Origin of the sequence: Aeromicrobium yanjiei (assembly GCF_009649075.1) — a bacterium.
Classification (GTDB): domain Bacteria; phylum Actinomycetota; class Actinomycetes; order Propionibacteriales; family Nocardioidaceae; genus Aeromicrobium; species Aeromicrobium yanjiei.
Genome location: NZ_CP045737.1, coordinates 2,814,105 through 2,832,203, shown reverse-complemented (window position 1 = coordinate 2,832,203; position 18,099 = coordinate 2,814,105). Strand labels below are relative to the sequence as shown.

16 protein-coding genes are annotated in these 18,099 nt (G+C 70.6%); 11 read left to right on the top strand and 5 right to left on the bottom strand.

All coding sequences use genetic code 11. The features are described from left to right. Window positions 1-14: 14 nt before the first annotated feature. The 4 genes from GEV26_RS13860 to GEV26_RS13845 form a co-directional block, all read right to left on the bottom strand. Window positions 15-725 (bottom strand): hypothetical protein, encoded by a 711-nt coding sequence (locus GEV26_RS13860; RefSeq protein WP_153653971.1) that lies wholly within the window; start codon window positions 723-725, stop codon window positions 15-17. A 50-nt stretch (window positions 726-775) separates the two neighbouring features. Then, window positions 776-2,227 carry a glycosyltransferase family 2 protein gene (locus GEV26_RS13855; RefSeq protein WP_243838764.1) on the bottom strand — a complete coding sequence of 484 codons (1,452 nt, stop codon included), beginning with the start codon at window positions 2,225-2,227 and terminating at the stop codon, window positions 776-778. Between the two features lie 134 nt (window positions 2,228-2,361). Continuing rightward, window positions 2,362-3,492 carry a diguanylate cyclase domain-containing protein gene (locus GEV26_RS13850; RefSeq protein ID WP_153653969.1) on the bottom strand — a complete coding sequence of 377 codons (1,131 nt, stop codon included), beginning with the start codon at window positions 3,490-3,492 and terminating at the stop codon, window positions 2,362-2,364. Between the two features lies 1 nt (window position 3,493). Beyond that, a complete protein-coding gene (locus tag GEV26_RS13845; protein WP_194839867.1) occupies window positions 3,494-5,215 on the bottom strand; it encodes a sensor histidine kinase in 1,722 nt (573 codons plus the stop codon). A gap of 255 nt (window positions 5,216-5,470) precedes the next feature. Between GEV26_RS13845 and GEV26_RS13840 the strand changes: the two genes are divergently transcribed. The 5 genes from GEV26_RS13840 (at window position 5,471) to GEV26_RS13820 (ending at window position 10,138) form a co-directional block, all read left to right on the top strand. After that, window positions 5,471-6,130 (top strand): 50S ribosomal protein L25/general stress protein Ctc, encoded by a 660-nt coding sequence (locus GEV26_RS13840; protein WP_153653966.1) that lies wholly within the window; start codon window positions 5,471-5,473, stop codon window positions 6,128-6,130. After that, window positions 6,127-6,693: an aminoacyl-tRNA hydrolase gene (gene pth, locus GEV26_RS13835; protein ID WP_153653964.1), complete on the top strand. Its 567-nt coding sequence runs from the start codon at window positions 6,127-6,129 to the stop codon at window positions 6,691-6,693. The genes GEV26_RS13840 and pth overlap by 4 nt, the downstream gene beginning before the upstream one ends. Window positions 6,694-6,787: 94 nt before the next feature. After that, window positions 6,788-8,215: an exopolysaccharide biosynthesis polyprenyl glycosylphosphotransferase gene (locus GEV26_RS13830; RefSeq protein ID WP_194839866.1), complete on the top strand. Its 1,428-nt coding sequence runs from the start codon at window positions 6,788-6,790 to the stop codon at window positions 8,213-8,215. Further along, on the top strand, window positions 8,212-8,844 hold the full coding sequence (locus GEV26_RS13825; protein WP_153653960.1) for a hypothetical protein: 633 nt from the start codon (window positions 8,212-8,214) through the stop codon (window positions 8,842-8,844). The genes GEV26_RS13830 and GEV26_RS13825 overlap by 4 nt, the downstream gene beginning before the upstream one ends. Before the next feature lie 34 nt (window positions 8,845-8,878). Next, entirely contained in the window at window positions 8,879-10,138 is a 1,260-nt protein-coding gene (locus tag GEV26_RS13820) for an MFS transporter (RefSeq protein ID WP_153653958.1), read from the top strand. A 15-nt stretch (window positions 10,139-10,153) separates the two neighbouring features. Here GEV26_RS13820 and GEV26_RS13815 read toward each other — a convergent pair whose 3' ends face one another. Continuing rightward, window positions 10,154-11,899: an AfsR/SARP family transcriptional regulator gene (locus GEV26_RS13815; protein ID WP_194839865.1), complete on the bottom strand. Its 1,746-nt coding sequence runs from the start codon at window positions 11,897-11,899 to the stop codon at window positions 10,154-10,156. 551 nt (window positions 11,900-12,450) lie between these two features. Between GEV26_RS13815 and GEV26_RS13810 the strand changes: the two genes are divergently transcribed. Genes GEV26_RS13810 through wecC form a run of 6 tightly spaced genes read left to right on the top strand, consistent with a single transcriptional unit; the run spans window position 12,451 to window position 18,071 of the window. Beyond that, window positions 12,451-13,137 (top strand): PIG-L deacetylase family protein, encoded by a 687-nt coding sequence (locus GEV26_RS13810; RefSeq protein WP_153653954.1) that lies wholly within the window; start codon window positions 12,451-12,453, stop codon window positions 13,135-13,137. Next, window positions 13,134-13,811, top strand: coding sequence for a WbqC family protein (locus tag GEV26_RS13805; RefSeq protein WP_153653952.1), 678 nt, complete (start codon window positions 13,134-13,136; stop codon window positions 13,809-13,811). Before GEV26_RS13810 ends, GEV26_RS13805 begins: the two co-directional genes overlap by 4 nt. Window positions 13,812-13,821: 10 nt before the next feature. Next, window positions 13,822-14,847, top strand: coding sequence for a TolB-like translocation protein (locus tag GEV26_RS13800; protein ID WP_194839864.1), 1,026 nt, complete (start codon window positions 13,822-13,824; stop codon window positions 14,845-14,847). After that, the gene (locus GEV26_RS13795) at window positions 14,844-16,019 is read left to right on the top strand and encodes a hypothetical protein (protein WP_153653948.1); all 1,176 of its coding nucleotides are present in this window, start codon (window positions 14,844-14,846) and stop codon (window positions 16,017-16,019) included. Before GEV26_RS13800 ends, GEV26_RS13795 begins: the two co-directional genes overlap by 4 nt. After that, a complete protein-coding gene (locus tag GEV26_RS13790) occupies window positions 16,016-16,822 on the top strand; it encodes a WecB/TagA/CpsF family glycosyltransferase (RefSeq protein WP_153653946.1) in 807 nt (268 codons plus the stop codon). Before GEV26_RS13795 ends, GEV26_RS13790 begins: the two co-directional genes overlap by 4 nt. Further along, window positions 16,815-18,071: a UDP-N-acetyl-D-mannosamine dehydrogenase gene (wecC, locus tag GEV26_RS13785; RefSeq protein WP_153653944.1), complete on the top strand. Its 1,257-nt coding sequence runs from the start codon at window positions 16,815-16,817 to the stop codon at window positions 18,069-18,071. Before GEV26_RS13790 ends, wecC begins: the two co-directional genes overlap by 8 nt. Window positions 18,072-18,099: the final 28 nt, after the last annotated feature.

Here is an 18,099-nt window from a genome sequence, read left to right as displayed (position 1 = left end):
TGTGCTGGTGCCGATCAGTTGGCGTCGATCGGGATCTTGGCGGCCACGGTCTCCTGGTCGGAGGCGAAGATCGCGATCGGCACGCGCTGGCGGATCGTCTCCTTGTAGTACGTCTTGGAGCCTGCGGAGCGCTGGATGTGGACCGTCGCGCGGAAGATCAGGTTGAGCCCGCTGGTGTCCATCGCGAGCGTCCCGATCTTCTGGTTGCGCAGCTCGAACGCTCCCTTGGGTGAGGTGATGAGCATGCCGCGCTTGGTCGTGACGGGCTCAGGGTCGAAGGTGATCCGCGAGGCCGTGGCATCGAGATCGTACGGCCGCTCGACCGCACCGGACTTCGTCGTGGTCTCGGACTCGACCCGGATCCGGTCCAGCCACACCTTGCGCTTGGTCGAGAACTTGTCGCGCAGGTCTTGGTCGAGGTCGTATGCCTGGAGGGTGAACGAGAAGTACTTGTTGCCCTTGGGGAACCAGAGGTTCGTCCGCGGCGTCGACTTGGTCGGCCACAGCGTGTAGACGAAGTCCATGCCGTCGATGTCGACGTGCGACTGGAACGTGCCGTCGCGGGTGAACTGTGAGTCGAACGCCGGGGTGGGGGAGGCGGTGGGCTTCGTCGCGACCGGCTCGGGGTCCTGGGCGGCGAAGTCGCTGAGGCCGCAGCCGCTGAGGAGGAGCGTCGCGGTCAGCGCGATCGCGGCGGCCGCACGGCGGCGGAGGGAAGTGTGCACGGGAAGGCTCCTGGTGGCAGGGGGAACGGGTCGGACGGTGGGGGAGGAGGTCATGCCGTGAACCCCTTGTAACGCTTCAGCAGCTTGAGTGCCATCCACGCGGTCTGCAGGATCGTGACGACGCCCAGGACGGTCCAGCCCGCGAGCAGGATGTCCGAGCGGACCGCGGTCGTGAACTGCGACCAGATGGCGACGGCGGCGACGAGAAGGACCACGACGATCGCCACGGGCGCGAGGTGGGCGGGGCCGCCTCCGCCGCTCTCGGCCTTGGCCTGCAGCGCCCAGTTGTCGGTCTGCGAGCTCGAGGCGAACTTGGCCCACGACCGGGCGAAGTGGCCCAGGCGCACCCACATGTAGATCTCGGCAGGCAGCACCAGCAGGGCGAACAGGTAGTCGCGCCGGTTGCGGTTGTGCATCGCGTGGGCGATGCGGGCGTTCAGCAACGCTGCCATGAGCGTCGGCACCAGCCACAGGGCGGCGAAGACGTACGCGTGCAGCAGCAGCGAGCTGATGAGCAGGAAGCCGAAGATCATGCGGGTGAAGCCGTTGGTCGCCATCGAGATGTTCTCGAACCAGCGCAGGCGCAGGTTGGGGTGGAACGGCTGCCCCTTCGTGTCACCGCGCTGGCCGGGCCACATCAGGTCGATCGCCCCGGTGTTCCACTTGACCTGCTGGGCGTCCAGCGACCGCAGGGTGGTCATGCCACCGACGTTGGCACGCGCCCGGGCACTGATCTTGGTCAGGTAGCCCGCACTCTTGATCTGCAGCGAGAGCAGGGAGTCCTCGATCTCGCTGTCGCGGACCCACGGGTAGCGCTGGTGGGTCTGGGCCACGACCCGGCGCAGGGCCTCGGTCGAGAAGATCGAGAACTGGCCGCCGAGCACCGCCATGTTGCGGCCGCGCAGGAGGTTCTGCATGTTGAACGCGGCGAACTGGGCGCGCTGCCCGGCGATGAGGAACTTGCTCGTCAGGGTGTCTAGCCCGCTGTCGTCGATGCTGTAGATCGCGGAGATGCCGCCGATGCGCTCATCGTCCTGGATCTCCTGCACGAGGTACTCGACCGCCCGGGGGTCGGCGGTCGTGTCACCGTCCACGCCCAGGAGGTAGTCCATGCCCTCGACCAGTGTGTAGCCGTAGTTGAGCGCGCCGACCTTCTTGTCGGGGTTCTCGCCGATGTCGTGGACGAAGATCTCGGTCATCTGCTCGTCGCGACCCTCGCCGCGCGTGTGCAGGCCTGCGTAGTGGCTGGCGATCTCGACCGTCGCGTCGGAGGTGTTGTTGACGATCACGTGGATCGCGTCGGGCAGGAGGGTCTGGGCGAGCAGCGAGTCGAGCACGCCGGCGATGGCGTCCTCCTCGTTGTACGCGGGGATCACGCATCCGACGGTCGACTTGAAGGTCGGCAGGGACTCGATCTCGGCCATGAACTGCTGCGCGTAGTGGTCCATCACCGGATCGAACGTCGGTGCGTGGTCGGCGTAGCCGATGCCATCATCGTTCACGTGCTGCTCCTGCTCCCTGCGGCCGCGGACCCGTGCGCGGGTCCCTCCCCGCCATCGTCGCGGGCCGAGGTCAGGCTTGGGTCAGCGTTGGCACAAGGTCTGCTCAGGATTTGCGCAGTTCTCGCGCACCCGGCTCAGCCGTCGAGGACGCGCACCCGGTCCAGGTCGGCTGTCGCATCGGCGAGCAGGCCCTCGAACGTGGGGGCGACCTGGATGCCGCCGCTCGTGCCGAAGCGGGCGCCGGTACGGATCTCGAGGCGCTCGCCGAGCGACTCCTCGACCAGGCCGGTGCGCACCGCGGACACGACCAGCGCCGTGGCGCCGGACATCGCGGAGTCGACGAGGACCGCGAACCGGCCGGCACCGAGGTAGCCGATCAGCGCCGAGGCGGGGACGTGGGAGCGCAGCACCTGCGTGAAGTGGATCAGCGCCCGGTCGCCGGCATCACGGCCGAATGCGGAGTTGAGCTCGTCGAGATCGCTGATCTCGGCCAGGACGAGGCCGACCTGCCCGCCGGTGAGTGCGGCTCTCTCGACCCGGTCCCGGGCGTCCTCGCGGAAGGACTCCGCGGCCAGCACCGGCAGATCGGACTGCCGGCGTGACTCGACGCTGACCGACCACCAGTTGCCCGAGCGCTCGACTCGCAGCGCCGACAGGCAGATCGCGGCCACCACGAAGATCGCCGTGAAGGGCAGGATCGTGCTCGCCTGGCCCGGTCGCCCGCCGTCCTCGCCCGCTGCGAAGAGTGCCGCGGCGGCAATGAACCAGCCCCCCACGACGAGCAGCGTGGTCTGCAGGATGCGGGCGTTGAGGTTGAGCCGCATCGGCCCACGCATCAGCTCGGTCGCGGCGAGCCACGCGAAGAACCCCGAGAGCCCGAGCCGCACGATCGAGACCACGTCGAGATCGGGGTCCGGGCCGCCGAGCGACGCGGGCGCGGCCGCTGCGAGGCCGACCAGCAGGACCACCAGGATCAGCGAGCGCCGTCGACCGTCCAGGAGACGGCAGCCGGCCCAGAGGGCACCCGTCGCAAAGACCCAGGAGGCGTCGATCGTCGCGACGACCGCCGCCGGGGTCGAGCGGTCGAGCCCGTAGATCGCGGTGAGCCCAGTGGCACACAGGGCCGCTGCGAATGCCCCGACCCACGTGCGGTTGGACTCGTCGTTGTGCCGGAGCGCCGCGGTGATTGTGAACACCGTGGTCACGGTGGCGAGCGCGAGGGCGCACGCCACGAGCAGCGTGGTGAGGTCGATGTCCAGGTCCATGTCAGGCTTCCTTCGTACGGACAGCAGATGGGTGCGCGGCGGGCCGATTCGGCAGCGTCACGACGACCTCGGTGCCGCGGTCAGGCTCGCTCGCGACCTCGATCGCCCCTCCGTGCATCACGACGATCTCGCGAGAGATCGCCAGACCGAGGCCCGTGCCGTGGGTCGTGGAGCCGCGGACCGACTCGGCGCGGTAGAACCGCTCGAACAGTCCCTTCTGCTCGTCCAGCGTCATGCCGCGCCCGGTGTCGCTGACCCGGATCTCGACGGCCTCGGACCCGTCGTCGCGCACCACGTCGTGGACGGCCACCGTGACCCGGCCGCCGATGTCGTTGTACTTGATCGCGTTGGACAGCAGGTTGTCCACGACCTGGCGAAGCCGGAACGCATCCGCGGGCGCCCGGACGGTCCCGCCGTCGGTCACGAGGTTCACCGGGATCAGCCGCTCGCTCGCGATGATCCGCTGCGCGTCGATCGACTCCACCACGATCGCGGTGATGTCGCAGTCCTGGAGGCTCACGGTGATCGCGTTCTCGGGGCTCCTGGAGCGGGCGGAGAGCAGGTCGTTGACCAGCGAGTTGAGCCGCTGCGTGTTGACGAGAGCGATGTCGAGCATCGAGCGGGCCTCGTCCGGGAGCCCGTCGACCTCGAGCGCCAGGTCGACGTAGCCGAGCACCGAGCTCAGCGGGGTGCGCAGCTCGTGCGACATCGAGGTGACCAGGTCGTCGCGGTCCGCGATGGCCCGGACCTCGGCCGAGACGTCGCGCAGCACCAGCACGACGCGGTCGACCTCGCCACTCTCGTCGCGCAGCATGCGGGCGGTGACGTGGATCGTGAAGCGGGTCCCGGTGCGGTGCCCGATGACGTACGTCTCGCTGTCGACGGTCTCGCCCCGCATGACCCGGAGGTGGGGCATCTCCTGCGCAGGAACGGGGGTGACCCGGTCCGCGCGGTAGAGGGGATAGCGTTCCCAGGGCGTGTCGTCCGGCAGCCCGAGGTGGGACAGCAGGGCGCGGGTCGCCCGGTTCGTCGTCAGCGTGGTGCCGTCCAGGTCGAGGCTGATGACCGCGAACTCCACCGCGTCGAAGGCCTCCCGCAGGATCGCCTCCTGGCGGCGGGCGCGCTGCAGCGCCTTCTCGAGCATCGCGGTCTGCCGCCGCAGCAGCACTCGCTGCGACTCGACCCGCTCGGCGGTCAGGTGGGTGATGACGCTGACGAAGGCCAGGGTGACGGTGAGGCTCGCGGCCGCGACAGCGCTGCCGGCCGACGTGCCCGCAGCGGGTCCGACGCCCAGCTGGGCCTGGGCGACGCCACCCCACAGCAGGACTCCCGCGAACAGGGGACCGAGCACGCTGCCGAGGCGACCGAACGCCATCGCGAGCCAGATCGCCGGGAAGATCAGCAGGATGCCGAATCCGCTCTCCGGGGACGCGTTGCGGAGCAGCACGATCGCGAAGATGTCGAGCAGGGGGAGGGCGATCTGCGCGTGCACCGGCAGCCGCAGCCACGGGACGATCGCCGCCGCGATCGTCGCCCAGAGGACGATCGTCAGGCCGGCGAAGAAGCCGGGGCTGTCGTCGAAGCGCCGCTCCGACAGGGCCAGCGTCACGCAGACCACGACCCCGAAGGCCCCGGCAAGGAGCGCCTGGGTGCGGAACACGCTGGCTCCGAAGCTGATCGCGGTGCGCTGCGGCTCGCGCGGGCGGAGTGCAGACGCCCTCATGGCCGCAGCGTATCCCAACCGCGGGTCCCGGCGGGGCCACTTCGCGGCCGGGGGCCGCACGAGTGGGTCACACCGTGAGAGCACGGATTTCATCGTCCCGGGACGCTGCGATAGACTGCCCCAGTTGCCTCGGCGAGGGTCCTTCGCGGACCGTGATCGACAGGGCGCTCCACAGGAGTGCTGTGTCGAGCGCCTTGCCCGGTGACCACAGACCATTGTTTCACCCCATGACGCACTCATCAGGAGAAGTTCCCCGTGGCCGAGATCAAGATCGCAGCCGAAACCCGCACCGAGTTCGGCAAGGGCGCCGCCCGCCGCATCCGTCGCGCTGACAAGGTGCCCGCAGTCCTCTACGGACACGGCGCCGACCCGGTCCACGTCGCCCTCCCGGGTCACCAGCTCATGCTGGCCCTGAAGAACGCGAACGCCCTGCTCACGATCGACCTGGGCTCCGAGCAGCACCTCGCGATCCCCAAGCAGGTTCAGCGTGACCCGCTGAAGGGCTTCATCGAGCACGCCGACCTGCTCATCGTCCGCAAGGGCGAGAAGGTCACCGTCGACGTCCGCATCCTCCCCGTCGGCGACGCAGTCAGCGGCAACCTCGTCGTCCTGGAGAACGCGACGATCGCGATCGAGGCCGAGGCGACCCACATCCCCGAGTCGTTCGAGATCTCGATCGAGGGCATGACTGCCGGCGACCAGATCCTGGCCAAGGACATCGAGCTGCCCGAGGGCTCGTCCCTCGCGGTCGACGAGGACCTGCTCATCGTCAACGTCACCGCCGCACCGACCGAGGCCCAGCTCGAGTCCGAGCTCGCCGAGGCCGAGGCAGAGGCCGGCATCGAGCACGACGCTCCCGAGTCGGAGAGCGACGACGCTCCGGCCGAGGCTGAGGCTGTTGCCGAGTCGGAGTGACCTGGCTGGTCGTCGGGCTCGGCAATCCGGGCCCGACGTACGCTGCCACGCGCCACAACATCGGCTACATGGTGGCCGACGTGCTGGCAGCCCGCATGGGTGCATCGTTCAAGAAGCACAAGTCCGGCCGCGCTGACGTGGTCGAGGGGCGGCTCGCCGGCGAGCGGGTCGTCCTCGGCCGCGCGCGGTCGTACATGAACGAGAGCGGCGGCCCGGTGTCGACGCTCGCCAAGTTCTACGGCATCGACGCGGATCACGTGATCGCGATCCACGACGAGCTCGACATCGACTTCGGCATGCTGCGGGTCAAGCGCGGTGGCGGGGACAACGGCCACAACGGGCTCAAGTCGATCCGTCAGTCGCTGGACACCGGCGACTTCTACCGCGTCCGCGTCGGCATCGGCCGGCCCCCTGGCAGGCAGGACGTGCACGACTTCGTCCTCAAGCCCTACTCCTCGACCGAGCGCAAGGACCTCCCGACGTACGTCGAGGAGGCCGCCGACGCGGTCGAGAGCCTGATCACGGTCGGGCTCGAGCAGACCCAGAGCGCGTTCAACCGCTGATTCTTGCGGCCCTTCGGGGTTTCGCGGATATTTGACGACCTCGCGCGACGCTTGGCCCTGCAATCAATTCGGGCTCTTGCTGTGGGGTGGATCTGTGACGGCAGTCGAACTCGGCGCGGGGTCGACAGGCGGCCGCGCCAGGACAGTCAGTGGACGCTGGGCGGGGCTCGCCCCGGGCCTGCGACGGTCCGGCGAGCGGTGGGCGAGAGCACGGGTCCAGCCGTACGTGTCCGCGTGCCTCGTGGGCACCGCCGCCGCCGCGGTCCTGACGCGCGCCGGGGGGCCGGTCGTGTGGACGGCAGCGGCGGTCGTCGTGCTGGCCCTGGCGTACGACCTCGTCATGTCACGGTCCCTCGGGCCGGTCAGCATCGCGGCACCGCTCAAGCGTCTCGGCCTGGTCGCGGGCACAGCCCTTCTCGCCGCCACCTCGTTCGCGTGGCTGACGCCGGGCCAGGCGCGCGCCGAGCTCGCGATCGTGCTGCTCGCGTCCGTCGCCTTCCTGGCCGGTGCGTGGCTGGCCCGCGCCGCGCGTGGCCCGCGCACGGTGCTGCTGGTCGGCGGCCGAGTCGGCGCCGCGCAGCTCATCACCCAGTGGGCGTCGTGCCCCGACGTCCGGGTCGAGGGGGTGTGCCTTCCGGAGTTCGTGGGCGACGGGGCGGACCAGATCATCGACGTCCCGGTGGTCGGGTCGATCGACGACGTCGTGGCGGCTGCGGCCGGCCTCGGGGTGGACGCTGTCGTCGTCGCGCCCGGCCCGCTGCTCACCGCGTACGACGTGCGCCGGCTGAGCTGGTCGCTCGAGAAGACCTCGGTGGAGCTCTCGGTGGCAGCAGAGGTCGACGGCATCCTGCCGCGCCGCATCGTCCCGCAGGTGATCGGCCACCGGGTCATGCTCTCGGTGCGGCCGGGCGGTCGATCGGGCCCGGCGCTGTGGGGCAAGGGTCTGCTCGACCGGGTGGCCGCGGCGCTCCTGCTGGTGCTGCTGTCGCCGGTGCTGGCCCTCGTGGCGGTCCTGGTCCGCCGGGACTCTCCAGGCCCTGCGCTCTTCCGGCAGACGCGCGTCGGCCGCGATGGAGCGCTGTTCGAGGTGTTGAAGTTCCGCACGATGGTCGTCGACGCCGAGTCGCTGCTCGCGGGGCTCCTGGCCGAGAACGAGGCCGCGGGCCCGCTGTTCAAGATGGCGGCAGATCCCCGCGCCACGCGTATCGGGCGATTCCTGCGGCGCAGCTCGATCGACGAGCTCCCGCAGCTCGTGAACGTCCTCAAGGGGCAGATGTCCCTGGTGGGGCCGCGACCGAGCCTGCCGGTGGAGACGATGGCGTACGACGAGTGGGTCCATCGTCGCCTGAGCGCCAAGCCGGGCATGACGGGCGCTTGGCAGGTGGGCGGCCGCTCGAACCTCAGCTGGTCGGAATCCGTCCGGCTGGACATCGACTACGTGGACAACGCGACGCTGCGCGACGACCTGCTCATCGCCATGAGGACCGCCCGCGTGGTCCTCACCCGCGACGGTGCGGTGTGAGCCTCGCGGGAGTCGCCCGACTCTCGGCCGCCGTCGTGGTGGCCGTCGTGGCGATCGCGCTGGTCACGGTCGGGATCCGAGGTGACGGCGACAGGGGCACCAACGACGTACAGGCCCGGGACCGGTCCGCGGCACGCGCCGACACGCGCAGCTCGGCCGACGAGAACGCGTCGGAGATCATGCCGTCGCGACCGTCGACGTCCGAGCGCTCGGCGGACGAGGAGGTGGCGCCCGAGCGCCCTCGTGCGAAGGCGTCGAAGAAGCCGCTGCTGACGTCGTCACCACGTACCGCGAGCAGCCGCGGCGCGGTCGTGGCCGGCTTCCCACTGGCGGTGCTGCCCGTCCTGCCGGGATCGACCGTGCGGTCGAGCGGGGTGTCCTCGAGGTCGGACGTGGTCCAGGTGTCCCTGGTGGCCACGCACGAGCGGTCCCCCGAACGGATCCTCGCGGGGTACCGCAGGATCCTCACGGCGTACGGCTTCGTCGAGTCGCCGTCCCCTGCGGTGGGTGGATCGACCGCGTCGGCGTTCGCCCGTGGCCGCGATCACCTCACCGTGACGACCACCGGGGGCAGCGGACGCACGGGCTATTCCTTGTTCGGTGTCATCCGCGCCGGCGCGAAGGACTGAGCCGTGGCGAGCGGGCGCGAGGCGGGGATGACACGTGTACATATCGGTCAATGACCGTCCCGCGGGCGGACGGGGCTCAGCGGCAGGCAAGGGGAGCGGCAAGCGGGTCAGGGTCGCGCCGGTCGTCGTGTCCCTCGGCCTGGTCAGCCTGCTGACGGACATCTCGTCGGAGTCGGTCGCGGCGATCCTTCCGCTCTACCTGACCACCGTGCTGGGCCTGTCACCCGTCGCGTACGGCTTCCTCGACGGCCTCTACCAAGGAGCCAGCGCGCTGGTTCGGATCGCGAGCGGATGGGCGGCCGATCGCGGTGGGCATCCCAAGTGGGTCGCCTTCCTCGGCTACGGCCTGTCGGCCGTGGCCAAGGTCGGGCTGCTGGTCGCGAGCGGGTTCGCTGCGATCACGGCGGTCGTCGCAGTCGACCGCGTCGGCAAGGGCATCCGGACCGCCCCCCGCGATGCGATGATCGCGGCCTCGAGCCCGGTGTCGCACCTGGGACGCGCCTTTGCCGTGCACCGCACGCTCGACACGATCGGCGCCGTGCTGGGGCCGTTCATCGCCTTCGCGATCCTGTGGGCGGTGCCCGACGGCTACACGACCGTCATGATCGTCTCGCTGGCCTTCGCGCTGGTCGGCCTGGCGCTGCTGGGACTGCTCGTCCCGGACCAGCGGCTCACTCGCCCGGCCTCGCCGGCCCGGACTGCGCCGGCCTTCCGCTGGCGGCAGGTGTGCGATCCACAGCTGACCAAGCTCCTGGTGGCGGCCGGTGCGCTGGGCCTGCTCACGGTCGGGGACGGATTCGTCTATCTGGCGCTGCTGGACCGGGGCGGGTTCGCGGCCACCTGGTTCGCGCTGCTCTACGTCGGGACGAACCTGGCCTATCTCGCGCTCGCCGTGCCACTCGGCCGGATCGCCGACCGAGTGGGTCGCACGCGGGTGCTGGTCGGCGGCCACGTGGCGCTGATCCTGACGTACGTCTGCGCGGCGCTGCCGCTGGGCGGGCTCGCGGTCGTCATCCTGCCCCTGCTCCTGCTCGGCACGTTCTACGCGGCGACCGACGGCGTGCTGGCCGCGGTCGCCGGGCGCCTGGCCGCGCCGGAGGTGCGCGCGAGCGGCATCGCGTGCGCCCAGACAGTCGTGGCGCTCGCGCGCCTGGTCGCCTCGACCGGCTTCGGTCTCCTGTGGTTCACGATGGGTCCCCACCGGGCGTTGCTCACGGTCGCGGGCCTGCTGCTCGTCGTGGTGGTCGTGGCGTACGTCTGGGTCAGGGACCTCGACGCCCCGCCGCGGGCCTGACGCCAGCTCGCGAGGTCACGCCTCCGCGGCGATCTCGTGGGGCACCGCGGTCCTGACCTGGCGCAGGAGCCGCGCCTTCACCGCGGGCCGGAGCCGGTGCTCGAACGCGTCGCGGAGCGCGCGGTTGCGCATCTCGTAGCCGCACGGAGAGACGCGCAGGATGCCGAGGTCCGCGAGCTCGTCGAGGCTCGACTGGAGGTCGTGGACGTGCGCGGGCCGATCGATGTCCGCAGCGACGATGTCCGTCAGTGCATCTCCCGAGGCGGGACGGTCCAGGACGGCCAGCAGCTGGCACAGCTCGGTCTCCGCGACGGACAGCTGCTCGAGCATGGTCCGGAAGTAGTCACCGACGGGGAAGCCCCCGGTGTAGGCGTTCGCGCCGTTGTAGAGGTCGACGCCGCTCATGGTCGAGATGATCCAGCCCGACGCGATCCACTCCCGCAGGATCGCGACGGCCTTGCCGGCCAGGCATCCGCTCTGGTCGCGGAGCTCCTCCAGCAGGCGCGGGCTCGGCGGCGCCGACAGCGTGACGGTCGCGAGGGCGAGCAGGTCGGCGTCGGACAGGGGGCCGACCGTCTGGCGGTGGACCGTGACCGCGCCGCCCCCGAGCTGCTGCGCGAGGAGCTCGCCCGCCTCCTCGGAGGCGATGACGGCGATGACACGGGGGAGGCGTGGGTCGAGGCCGGCGAGGAATGTCCGCAGCAGCTCCACGTCCGAGACCGCATCGTGGTTCGACGGGCCCCAGACCGTGATGTCCGAGCGGCGGTCGCTGGCCAGGCGAGCGAGCCTCTCCGCCGCCGACGAGCGGCGGCCGTCCTCGATCAGATGACGCAGGTGGGCGTGCTCGACCTGGGCCACGGCGGCGTCGAGCAGGGCCTTGCGCCCGGACCGGCTCGGCCCGGTCAGGCAGATCACGTCGCAGCCGTCCGAGGCGATCGCGGAGCGGAGGTCGGCAGCGAGCGAGGTGACCTGGGCGCGACGGCCGATGAACGGTCGGCGGGTGAACTCGGGGGGCGTCTCGCAGGAGAGCATCTGGATGTGCAGCGCCCTGGTCTGGGGAGAGGGGTCCGCGCCGAGCTCCTGCAGGAGGCACACGCGCAGGTGCTCGAAGGCGCGAAGGGCCAGCTCGGTCTCGCCGAGCGCGCTGTGGGCCTGCATCAAGGTGCGGTGGGGCCGTTCGAAGCACGGGTCCTCCGCGACCGCAAGGGTCGAGAAGTCGATCGCGTCGCGCATCCACTGCAGCTTGAGGGCCGACTCCCCGGCGTCCGCGAGCACCGACTGCCGGCTCAGGAGCAGCGAGTCGCGCGTCTGCGTGGCCCAGAAGCTCTTGTCGTCGTGCGCGCGGAAGTCCGCGACGTACAGCGCCTCGGCCTCCCGGGCCAACGAGACGACGCGCGCGTGGTCGCCGGCGTGCAGCGCCGCGCTCAGATCGTGCGTCGCGGCCTGGAACGCCGTGACGTCGACCCAGGCGTTGCGCAGGACGAGACCGCCGAGATGACGTTCGATGCACGGCTCGTCGAGCACATGACGCACCCGGGACACGGCGGTGCGCAGACTCGCGCGGGCCTTGTCCTCGGCGACGTCGGGCCACAGCTTGTCGATGATGCTCTGGGGGCTCACCGCTCGGTTGTTGTTGAGTGCGAGCAGTCTGAGCAGATCGGTGGTCTTGCCGGTGCTCCACTCATCGGCCTCGACGACCTCGCCGTTGGACCTGCGGACGAACAACCTGCCGAACATACGAATCTCGATGCGGTCGTGCATGTGACGAACCTCCGACCTGGATGCCCGGGCGCGGGCTTCTCGAGCAGTCAGCTGGCTGCGTCTTCGGCTTGTTCCTTGCGTCCTTGGCATGTCCTTGAGTTGGGACTTTTCCAGAGTACGACCACAATTCTGGGGCGTTGGAGAAACGAGAACTTTGTCCAGATCGTGACTTAGTGCCCGGTCTCCGGAGGATGTTCGTCCCGGTTTGACGCTCCCTTGACGGCGTCGGTCCATCATGGTCTGCACGGCAGCAACGCACGTGAAATGGCGCGAAGAGCTTCCGTGAGCGAGGCAGTCATCGCCCCGAGGGTGTCGCTTCGCTGCGGGTAGAGGGAGGCTGCGCAGAACCCCTGGTTCAGCGCAGTCTCCTGCACGTCCAGGGGCTTGCCGGCGAGAACGAGACAGGGCATTTCGCTTTGACGCAAATTTTCTCGGGCCGTGCACTAATGAGCCGATCACCTTGGGGCTCGACTCGGATCCGTGCATGTGCGGGGGGCATTGCACGGAGCCATCCGACCTGGCTCCGCCACGCACATCCAGGGAGCCTCTGCATGACTGATCAAGGAACCGGCGTGCCTCGTACGCCGCGACGAGCCACCAGGCTCGTCATCGCACCACACGTGGGTGACGAGACCCTCGGGTGCGGGGGAGTGCTCGCCCGCCACGCGGACGAAGCGGCCCTCGCGATCCTCGCCGAGCCCGACGAACGGCGCCGCGAGCAGTTCCTCGCCGCCCAGCTCGAGCTCGGCCGGCCGGCCGCCACGGTGCTCGGGTTCTCGCGCCATCGTCTCGGCGAGGACATGGACCTGCTGGTGGGCATGCTGGCCGATCTGCTCACTGCCGTGCAGCCCTCGACGGTGTACCTCCCGTTCCCGTCGAACCACCACGACCGGGCGGTGGCGTACGAGGCCGGCATGAGGGCCCTGCGGACCCCGTACGGCTACGGCGCCCGGCGTCCGGTGACGGTGCTCGCGTACGACGTGGGCGCGGTCGAGGTGGCGGACTACGCCGAGGACGTCCTGTGGACGATCCACGAGCCGCTGGACGAGCGCGACGTGGAGCGCAAGTGCGCTGCCGCGCTCGAGTACGGCTCCCCGCTCGCCGGGGGGCTGCGAAGGAATGCCGCCCTCGTGGGGCAGTCGAGGCACATCGCGTGGGCTGAGCAGTTCGCAGTCGTGCGGATGTCCGCGGGCCCACGGGTGAGGCCCGTGCGTGAGGCCGTGGGAGGCCGGCGATGATCATCGCTGGACACCAGGCGGACCTGCTGCCGTACTCGGGATTCTGGTACAAGATGGCCAAGGCGGACCTGTTCGACCTGAGGATCTTCGACCCCATCCATCCACGCGGCTTCCAGCGACGGGTCATGATGCGGGGCCGCTGGGCCTCGATCCCGATCGTCGCGGGTCCGGCCGGATCGCTGATCTCCGAGGCCAGGATCCTGCCCCGCGAGACCCGCGAGGTGCTCACGTCCGTCGTGACCGAGCGCTACGACGACGCCAAGCACTGGTCGCGCCACGGCCCGGCGATCCTCGACATGATCGACGACATCCACACCGAGCACCTGTGGCAGCTCAACCTGCAGCTGATCCTCGGTATCCGCGAGCTGCTCGACATCCGCACGCCGGTCTCGATCGCGCGTCCGCCGAGCGGCAGGGGCGCGGCCGGACTGATGTCGGTCATGGAGCAGTACAACGCGACGAGCTATCTGTCCGGCACGGCCGGTCGCGCGTACGTCGATGCCGACGAGGGATATCAGGACGGCGGCCTGGAGATCACGTGGTCGGCCCACCGGGCGGTGACCGGCGACTCGATCCTCTCAGTGCTGATGGACTACGACGATCCGATGGCCGTCGTGATGGCCGAGGAGCCGCGCGGACCCGTCCGCCGTGTCCAGCCGGGCGTCTCGGCATGAGGCGATGGCCGTGACGGGCAGCGCACGCCTGACGACGTTCATCGGCCTGACCACGGTGCTGGTGATCGGTGCGGGGCTGTGCGTCGTCGTCGCGGTCAACCGGGCGTCGGCCCGCGCGGATGCCGCGCCGAAGGTCGCGGTCGCCCGCGTCTCTTCGCTGGAGGGCGCGCCGCACGTGGTGTTCCGCAACACCGAGATCGGCTCGCGCTACGGGCTGGTGTCGATCGTGAGCCTCGCCGACCCGCGCGGCCCCCGCGCCTTCACCGACGTCGCCTGCGACCGGGTCTACGCCGCGGCAGGCACCGCGAGCTGCCTGCGCACCAAGCGGGGCCTCGCGACGACCTTCAAGGCGGTGCAGCTCGACGCCGAGTGGGACGAGGTCGAGTCCTGGGGGCTGCCGGGCATCCCCAGCCGAACCCGCGTCTCGGCCGACGGCACCCTGCTGGCCACGACCTCGTTCGTCACGGGGCACACCTACATGCAGGTGGGCTTCTCGACCGCGACGGACATCCGTGAGGTGGGCGGGCGCGACCTGGGCAATCTCGAGCAGTTCCGGCTGGTCGTGGACGGCAGGACGGTCCGACCCAGCGACCGCAACATCTGGGGCGTGACCTTCGCACGCGACGACGACACGTTCTACGCGACGGTCGCGACCGGCGGCACGACGTACCTCGCGCGCGGCGACCTGTCCGCGCGAACGCTCACGACCCTGCGCAAGGGGGCCGAATGCCCTTCGCTGTCGCCCGACGGCTCGCAGATCGCGTTCAAGCACGACGTGGGCGGCTCGGCGCCGTACTGGCAGATGGTGGTCCTCGACCTCGCCTCCGGGCGGGCCGTGACCCTCGACGGGGAGACCCGCAACGTCGACGACCAGGTCGAGTGGCTCGACGACGACTCGCTGCTGTACGGACTGCCGCGCGAGGGCGAGACCGGCGTGAGCGACATCTGGAGGATCAGGACAACTTCCGGTGCCAAGCCCTCGATCTTCATCGAGCAGGCGTGGTCCCCGTCGATCGTGAGGAGTGCAGGACGATGAGCGCTGACGTGCAGGGGGAGGGGCGCGACGCCCCGAGCGCCGCGGGCCGGATCGCGCGGATCGAGAGCCTCGGCGCCGGGGAACAGGTGCGCCGGCTCGTCGAGGCCGCGCGTCGTGGGCTGCCGTCGGCGTACGACGTCGACAGCGGCGCGTTCGCGCAGACCGTCAGGCGCTCGGACGGGCCGGGCGCGCCGGTGCGACGGGAGGGGACGAGCCTGCGCTACGCGGCGATGGCGGCCCTCGGGCTGTCCCGGCTCCCCGTCGAGGAGCAGCGGTCGGTGCTCGGTGGCACGACGGCGGCCGAGCTGGCCCGGGCCACCGGGGTGCTGGCGCTGGAGCAGGCGGACCCGGGCGCCGTCGCGATCGCCGCCTGGGCGGTCGCAGAGGTGGCGGGCACGATCGACGTGGCCCTGTTCGCACGACTCGGCGCCGAGGTCTCCTCGGGACGTCCTCTGCCGACGGTCACCCTCTCGTGGATGGTCACGGCCGCCGTGGCGGCGGGCGGGGACCTGCTGGAGATGGCCACGGCCATGAGCGCGAGGCTGCTCGCGGCCCAGGGCTCCCACGGGATCTTCCCGCACGTGGTGCCGGCGGACTCGCAGAATCGCTGGCGGCGGCACGTCGGCTCGTTCGCCGACCAGGTCTACCCGATCCAGGCGCTCGCGCGGCTGTCGCAGGCGCGCGGCGACGCCGGGCTCGTGCGCGCCGCGCAGGCCACCGCCGATCGGCTCTGCGAGCTGCAGGGAACAGCTGGTCAGTGGTGGTGGCACTACGACGTGCGCACGGGTGACGTGGTCGAGCGGTTCCCGGTCTACAGCGTGCACCAGCACGCGATGGCGCCGATGACGTTGTTCGACCTCGCGGACGCCGGCGGCACCGACCGCACGTCCGAGATCGTGCGGGGGCTGCGATGGATCGAGGACCACCCGGAGGTCGACGAGCCGCTGCTTGCCGAGTCCCTCGGCCTGATCTGGCGGAAGGCCGGGCGGCGGGAGTGGGCCAAGACCGTACGCCGCATCTCGGCCGTCACCACCGCGATCCGCCCGGGGATGCACGTGCCGGGGCTCGACCGGGCGTTCCCCGTCAGCCGCGTCGACCACGAGTGCCGACCCTACGAGCTGGGCTGGCTGTTGTACGCCTGGCTGCCCCCGCGACAGGGTGAGAGCGCATGACCGCGCTGCTCGGCCCGGCGCCCCGACGGCAGCTGTTCGGCCTGCGGGTGGACGCCCTGACGGCCGATGACGTGATCGGGCTGGCCGATCAGGCGGTGCAGTCCCGCAGGCGCCTGCTCATCGGTGTCGTCAACGCCGCGAAGGTCGTCCACCTGCGATCGGACCGGCTGCTGCGCGAGTCGCTGCTCGAGTGCGACGTCCTGCTCGCCGACGGCCAGTCGGTCGTCTGGGCGAGTCGGTTGCTGGGGCAGCCGCTGCCCCAGCGCGTCGCCGGGATCGACCTGTTCGAGCAGCTGCTGGCGCTCGCGGACCGTGACCGCCGATCGGTCTATCTCCTCGGGGCCACGCCGAGCGTGCTGCGTGGGGTCGAGGAGGCCGTCGCGAGACGGTGGCCGGGTGCCCGCGTCGTCGGCAGCCGGGACGGCTACTTCGGCGCCGCCGCCTCGGCCGAGGTCGCGGCGGGCATCGCGGCGTCCGGGGCCGACATGCTCTTCATCGCGATGCCGTCGCCCCACAAGGAGATCTTCCTCGGGACGCACGGCCCGTCCCTCGGCGTCCCTGTGCTGCACGGCGTCGGCGGGTCCTTCGACGTCCTGAGCGGGCTCACGAAGCGTGCACCCGAGCGCTGGCAGCGCTGGGGCATGGAGTGGCTCTACCGGGTGCTGCAGGAGCCGGGCCGCCTCTGGCGGCGCTATCTCACCACCAACACCGCGTTCGTGCTGCTGCTGATCCGGGAGCGGATCAGTCGGACGCGCCCGTACGACCCACCCACCACCGCCAAGGAAGGCACCGCACATGAATGAGATCTTCGAGGGGCGCGTCGCGATCATCGGCCTGGGCTACATCGGGCTGCCGACCGCGGTCGCCCTGGCCACCCGGGGGGTCGAGGTCGTCGGTGTCGACGTCAACGAGGACACCGTCAAGGCCGTCGCGAACGGCCAGGTGCCGTTCATCGAGCCCGATCTCGCGGTCGGGGTCAGCGGCGCGGTCTCGATGGGATCGCTCACCGCCTCGACCGTGACGCCGGAGGCGGATGCGTTCATCATCGCCGTCCCCACGCCGTTCCTGGACAACCACGAGGCCGACATGTCGTACGTCCGGGCGGCGGTCGAGCAGATCGCACCGCGGCTGCGCGGCGGCGAGATCATCGTGCTGGAGTCGACCTCACCGCCCGGCTCGACCGAGAACGTGAGCCGGTGGCTCGAGGAGCTGCGGCCGGACCTCAACCCCGCGCACGCCTCGGAGGGGCTGCCCGATCTCCACGTCGCGCACTGCCCCGAGCGGGTCCTGCCGGGCAAGATCATGATCGAGATGATCACGAACGACCGGGTCGTCGGCGGCATCACGCAGGAGTGCGCCCGCAAGGCCGCCTCGATTTACCGGGTCTTCTGCCTGGGCGAGATCCTCCTGACCGACGCGGCGAGCGCCGAGATGTCCAAGCTGGTCGAGAACGCGTACCGGGACGTCAACATCGCGTTCGCGAACGAGCTGTCCCTCATCAGCGAGGACCTCAACCTGGACGTCTGGGAGGTCATCAAGCTCGCGAACCACCACCCTCGCGTCAACGTGCTCACCCCCGGCCCGGGCGTCGGTGGCCACTGCATCGCCGTCGATCCGTGGTTCATCGTGGGTGCATCGCCCGAGCTGACGCCGCTGATCCGGGCAGCCCGCGCGATCAACGACTCCAAGCCCCACCACGTGGCCGAGCAGCTGATCGTCAAGACCGCCCGGTTCCGCGAGCCGACCGTCGCATGCCTCGGACTCGCGTACAAGCCCAACATCGACGACCTGCGCGAGAGCCCTGCGGTCGCGATCGTCGACGAGATCGCACGCGTGCTGCCCGAGCTGGACATCCGGGTCGCCGAGCCGTTCGTCCACGTGCTCCCGCAGTCGCTCTCGTCGCACGGGAACGTCCAGCTGCAGCCGGCCGCCAGCGCGATCGCCGACGCCGACATCGTGCTGCTGCTCGTGGACCACGACCACTTCAAGTCGCTGAGCCGGTCCCGGCTCGAGGGCAAGGTCGTCTACGACACCCGGGGCGTGTGGCGCTGACCGCGACCCGAGGCGTACGCCCCGGGGC

What these genes read in the sequence shown, in the direction of transcription:
- GEV26_RS13845 (WP_194839867.1), bottom strand. Translation starts at nt 5,215, where the DNA reads ATGAGGGCGTCTGCACTCCGCCCGCGCGAGCCGCAGCGCACCGCGATC.
- GEV26_RS13790 (WP_153653946.1), top strand. Translation starts at nt 16,016, where the DNA reads ATGACCGCGCTGCTCGGCCCGGCGCCCCGACGGCAGCTGTTCGGCCTG.
- wecC (WP_153653944.1), top strand. Translation starts at nt 16,815, where the DNA reads ATGAATGAGATCTTCGAGGGGCGCGTCGCGATCATCGGCCTGGGCTAC.
- GEV26_RS13815 (WP_194839865.1), bottom strand. Translation starts at nt 11,899, where the DNA reads ATGCACGACCGCATCGAGATTCGTATGTTCGGCAGGTTGTTCGTCCGC.
- GEV26_RS13795 (WP_153653948.1), top strand. Translation starts at nt 14,844, where the DNA reads ATGAGCGCTGACGTGCAGGGGGAGGGGCGCGACGCCCCGAGCGCCGCG.
- GEV26_RS13810 (WP_153653954.1), top strand. Translation starts at nt 12,451, where the DNA reads ATGACTGATCAAGGAACCGGCGTGCCTCGTACGCCGCGACGAGCCACC.
- GEV26_RS13805 (WP_153653952.1), top strand. Translation starts at nt 13,134, where the DNA reads ATGATCATCGCTGGACACCAGGCGGACCTGCTGCCGTACTCGGGATTC.
- GEV26_RS13850 (WP_153653969.1), bottom strand. Translation starts at nt 3,492, where the DNA reads ATGGACCTGGACATCGACCTCACCACGCTGCTCGTGGCGTGCGCCCTC.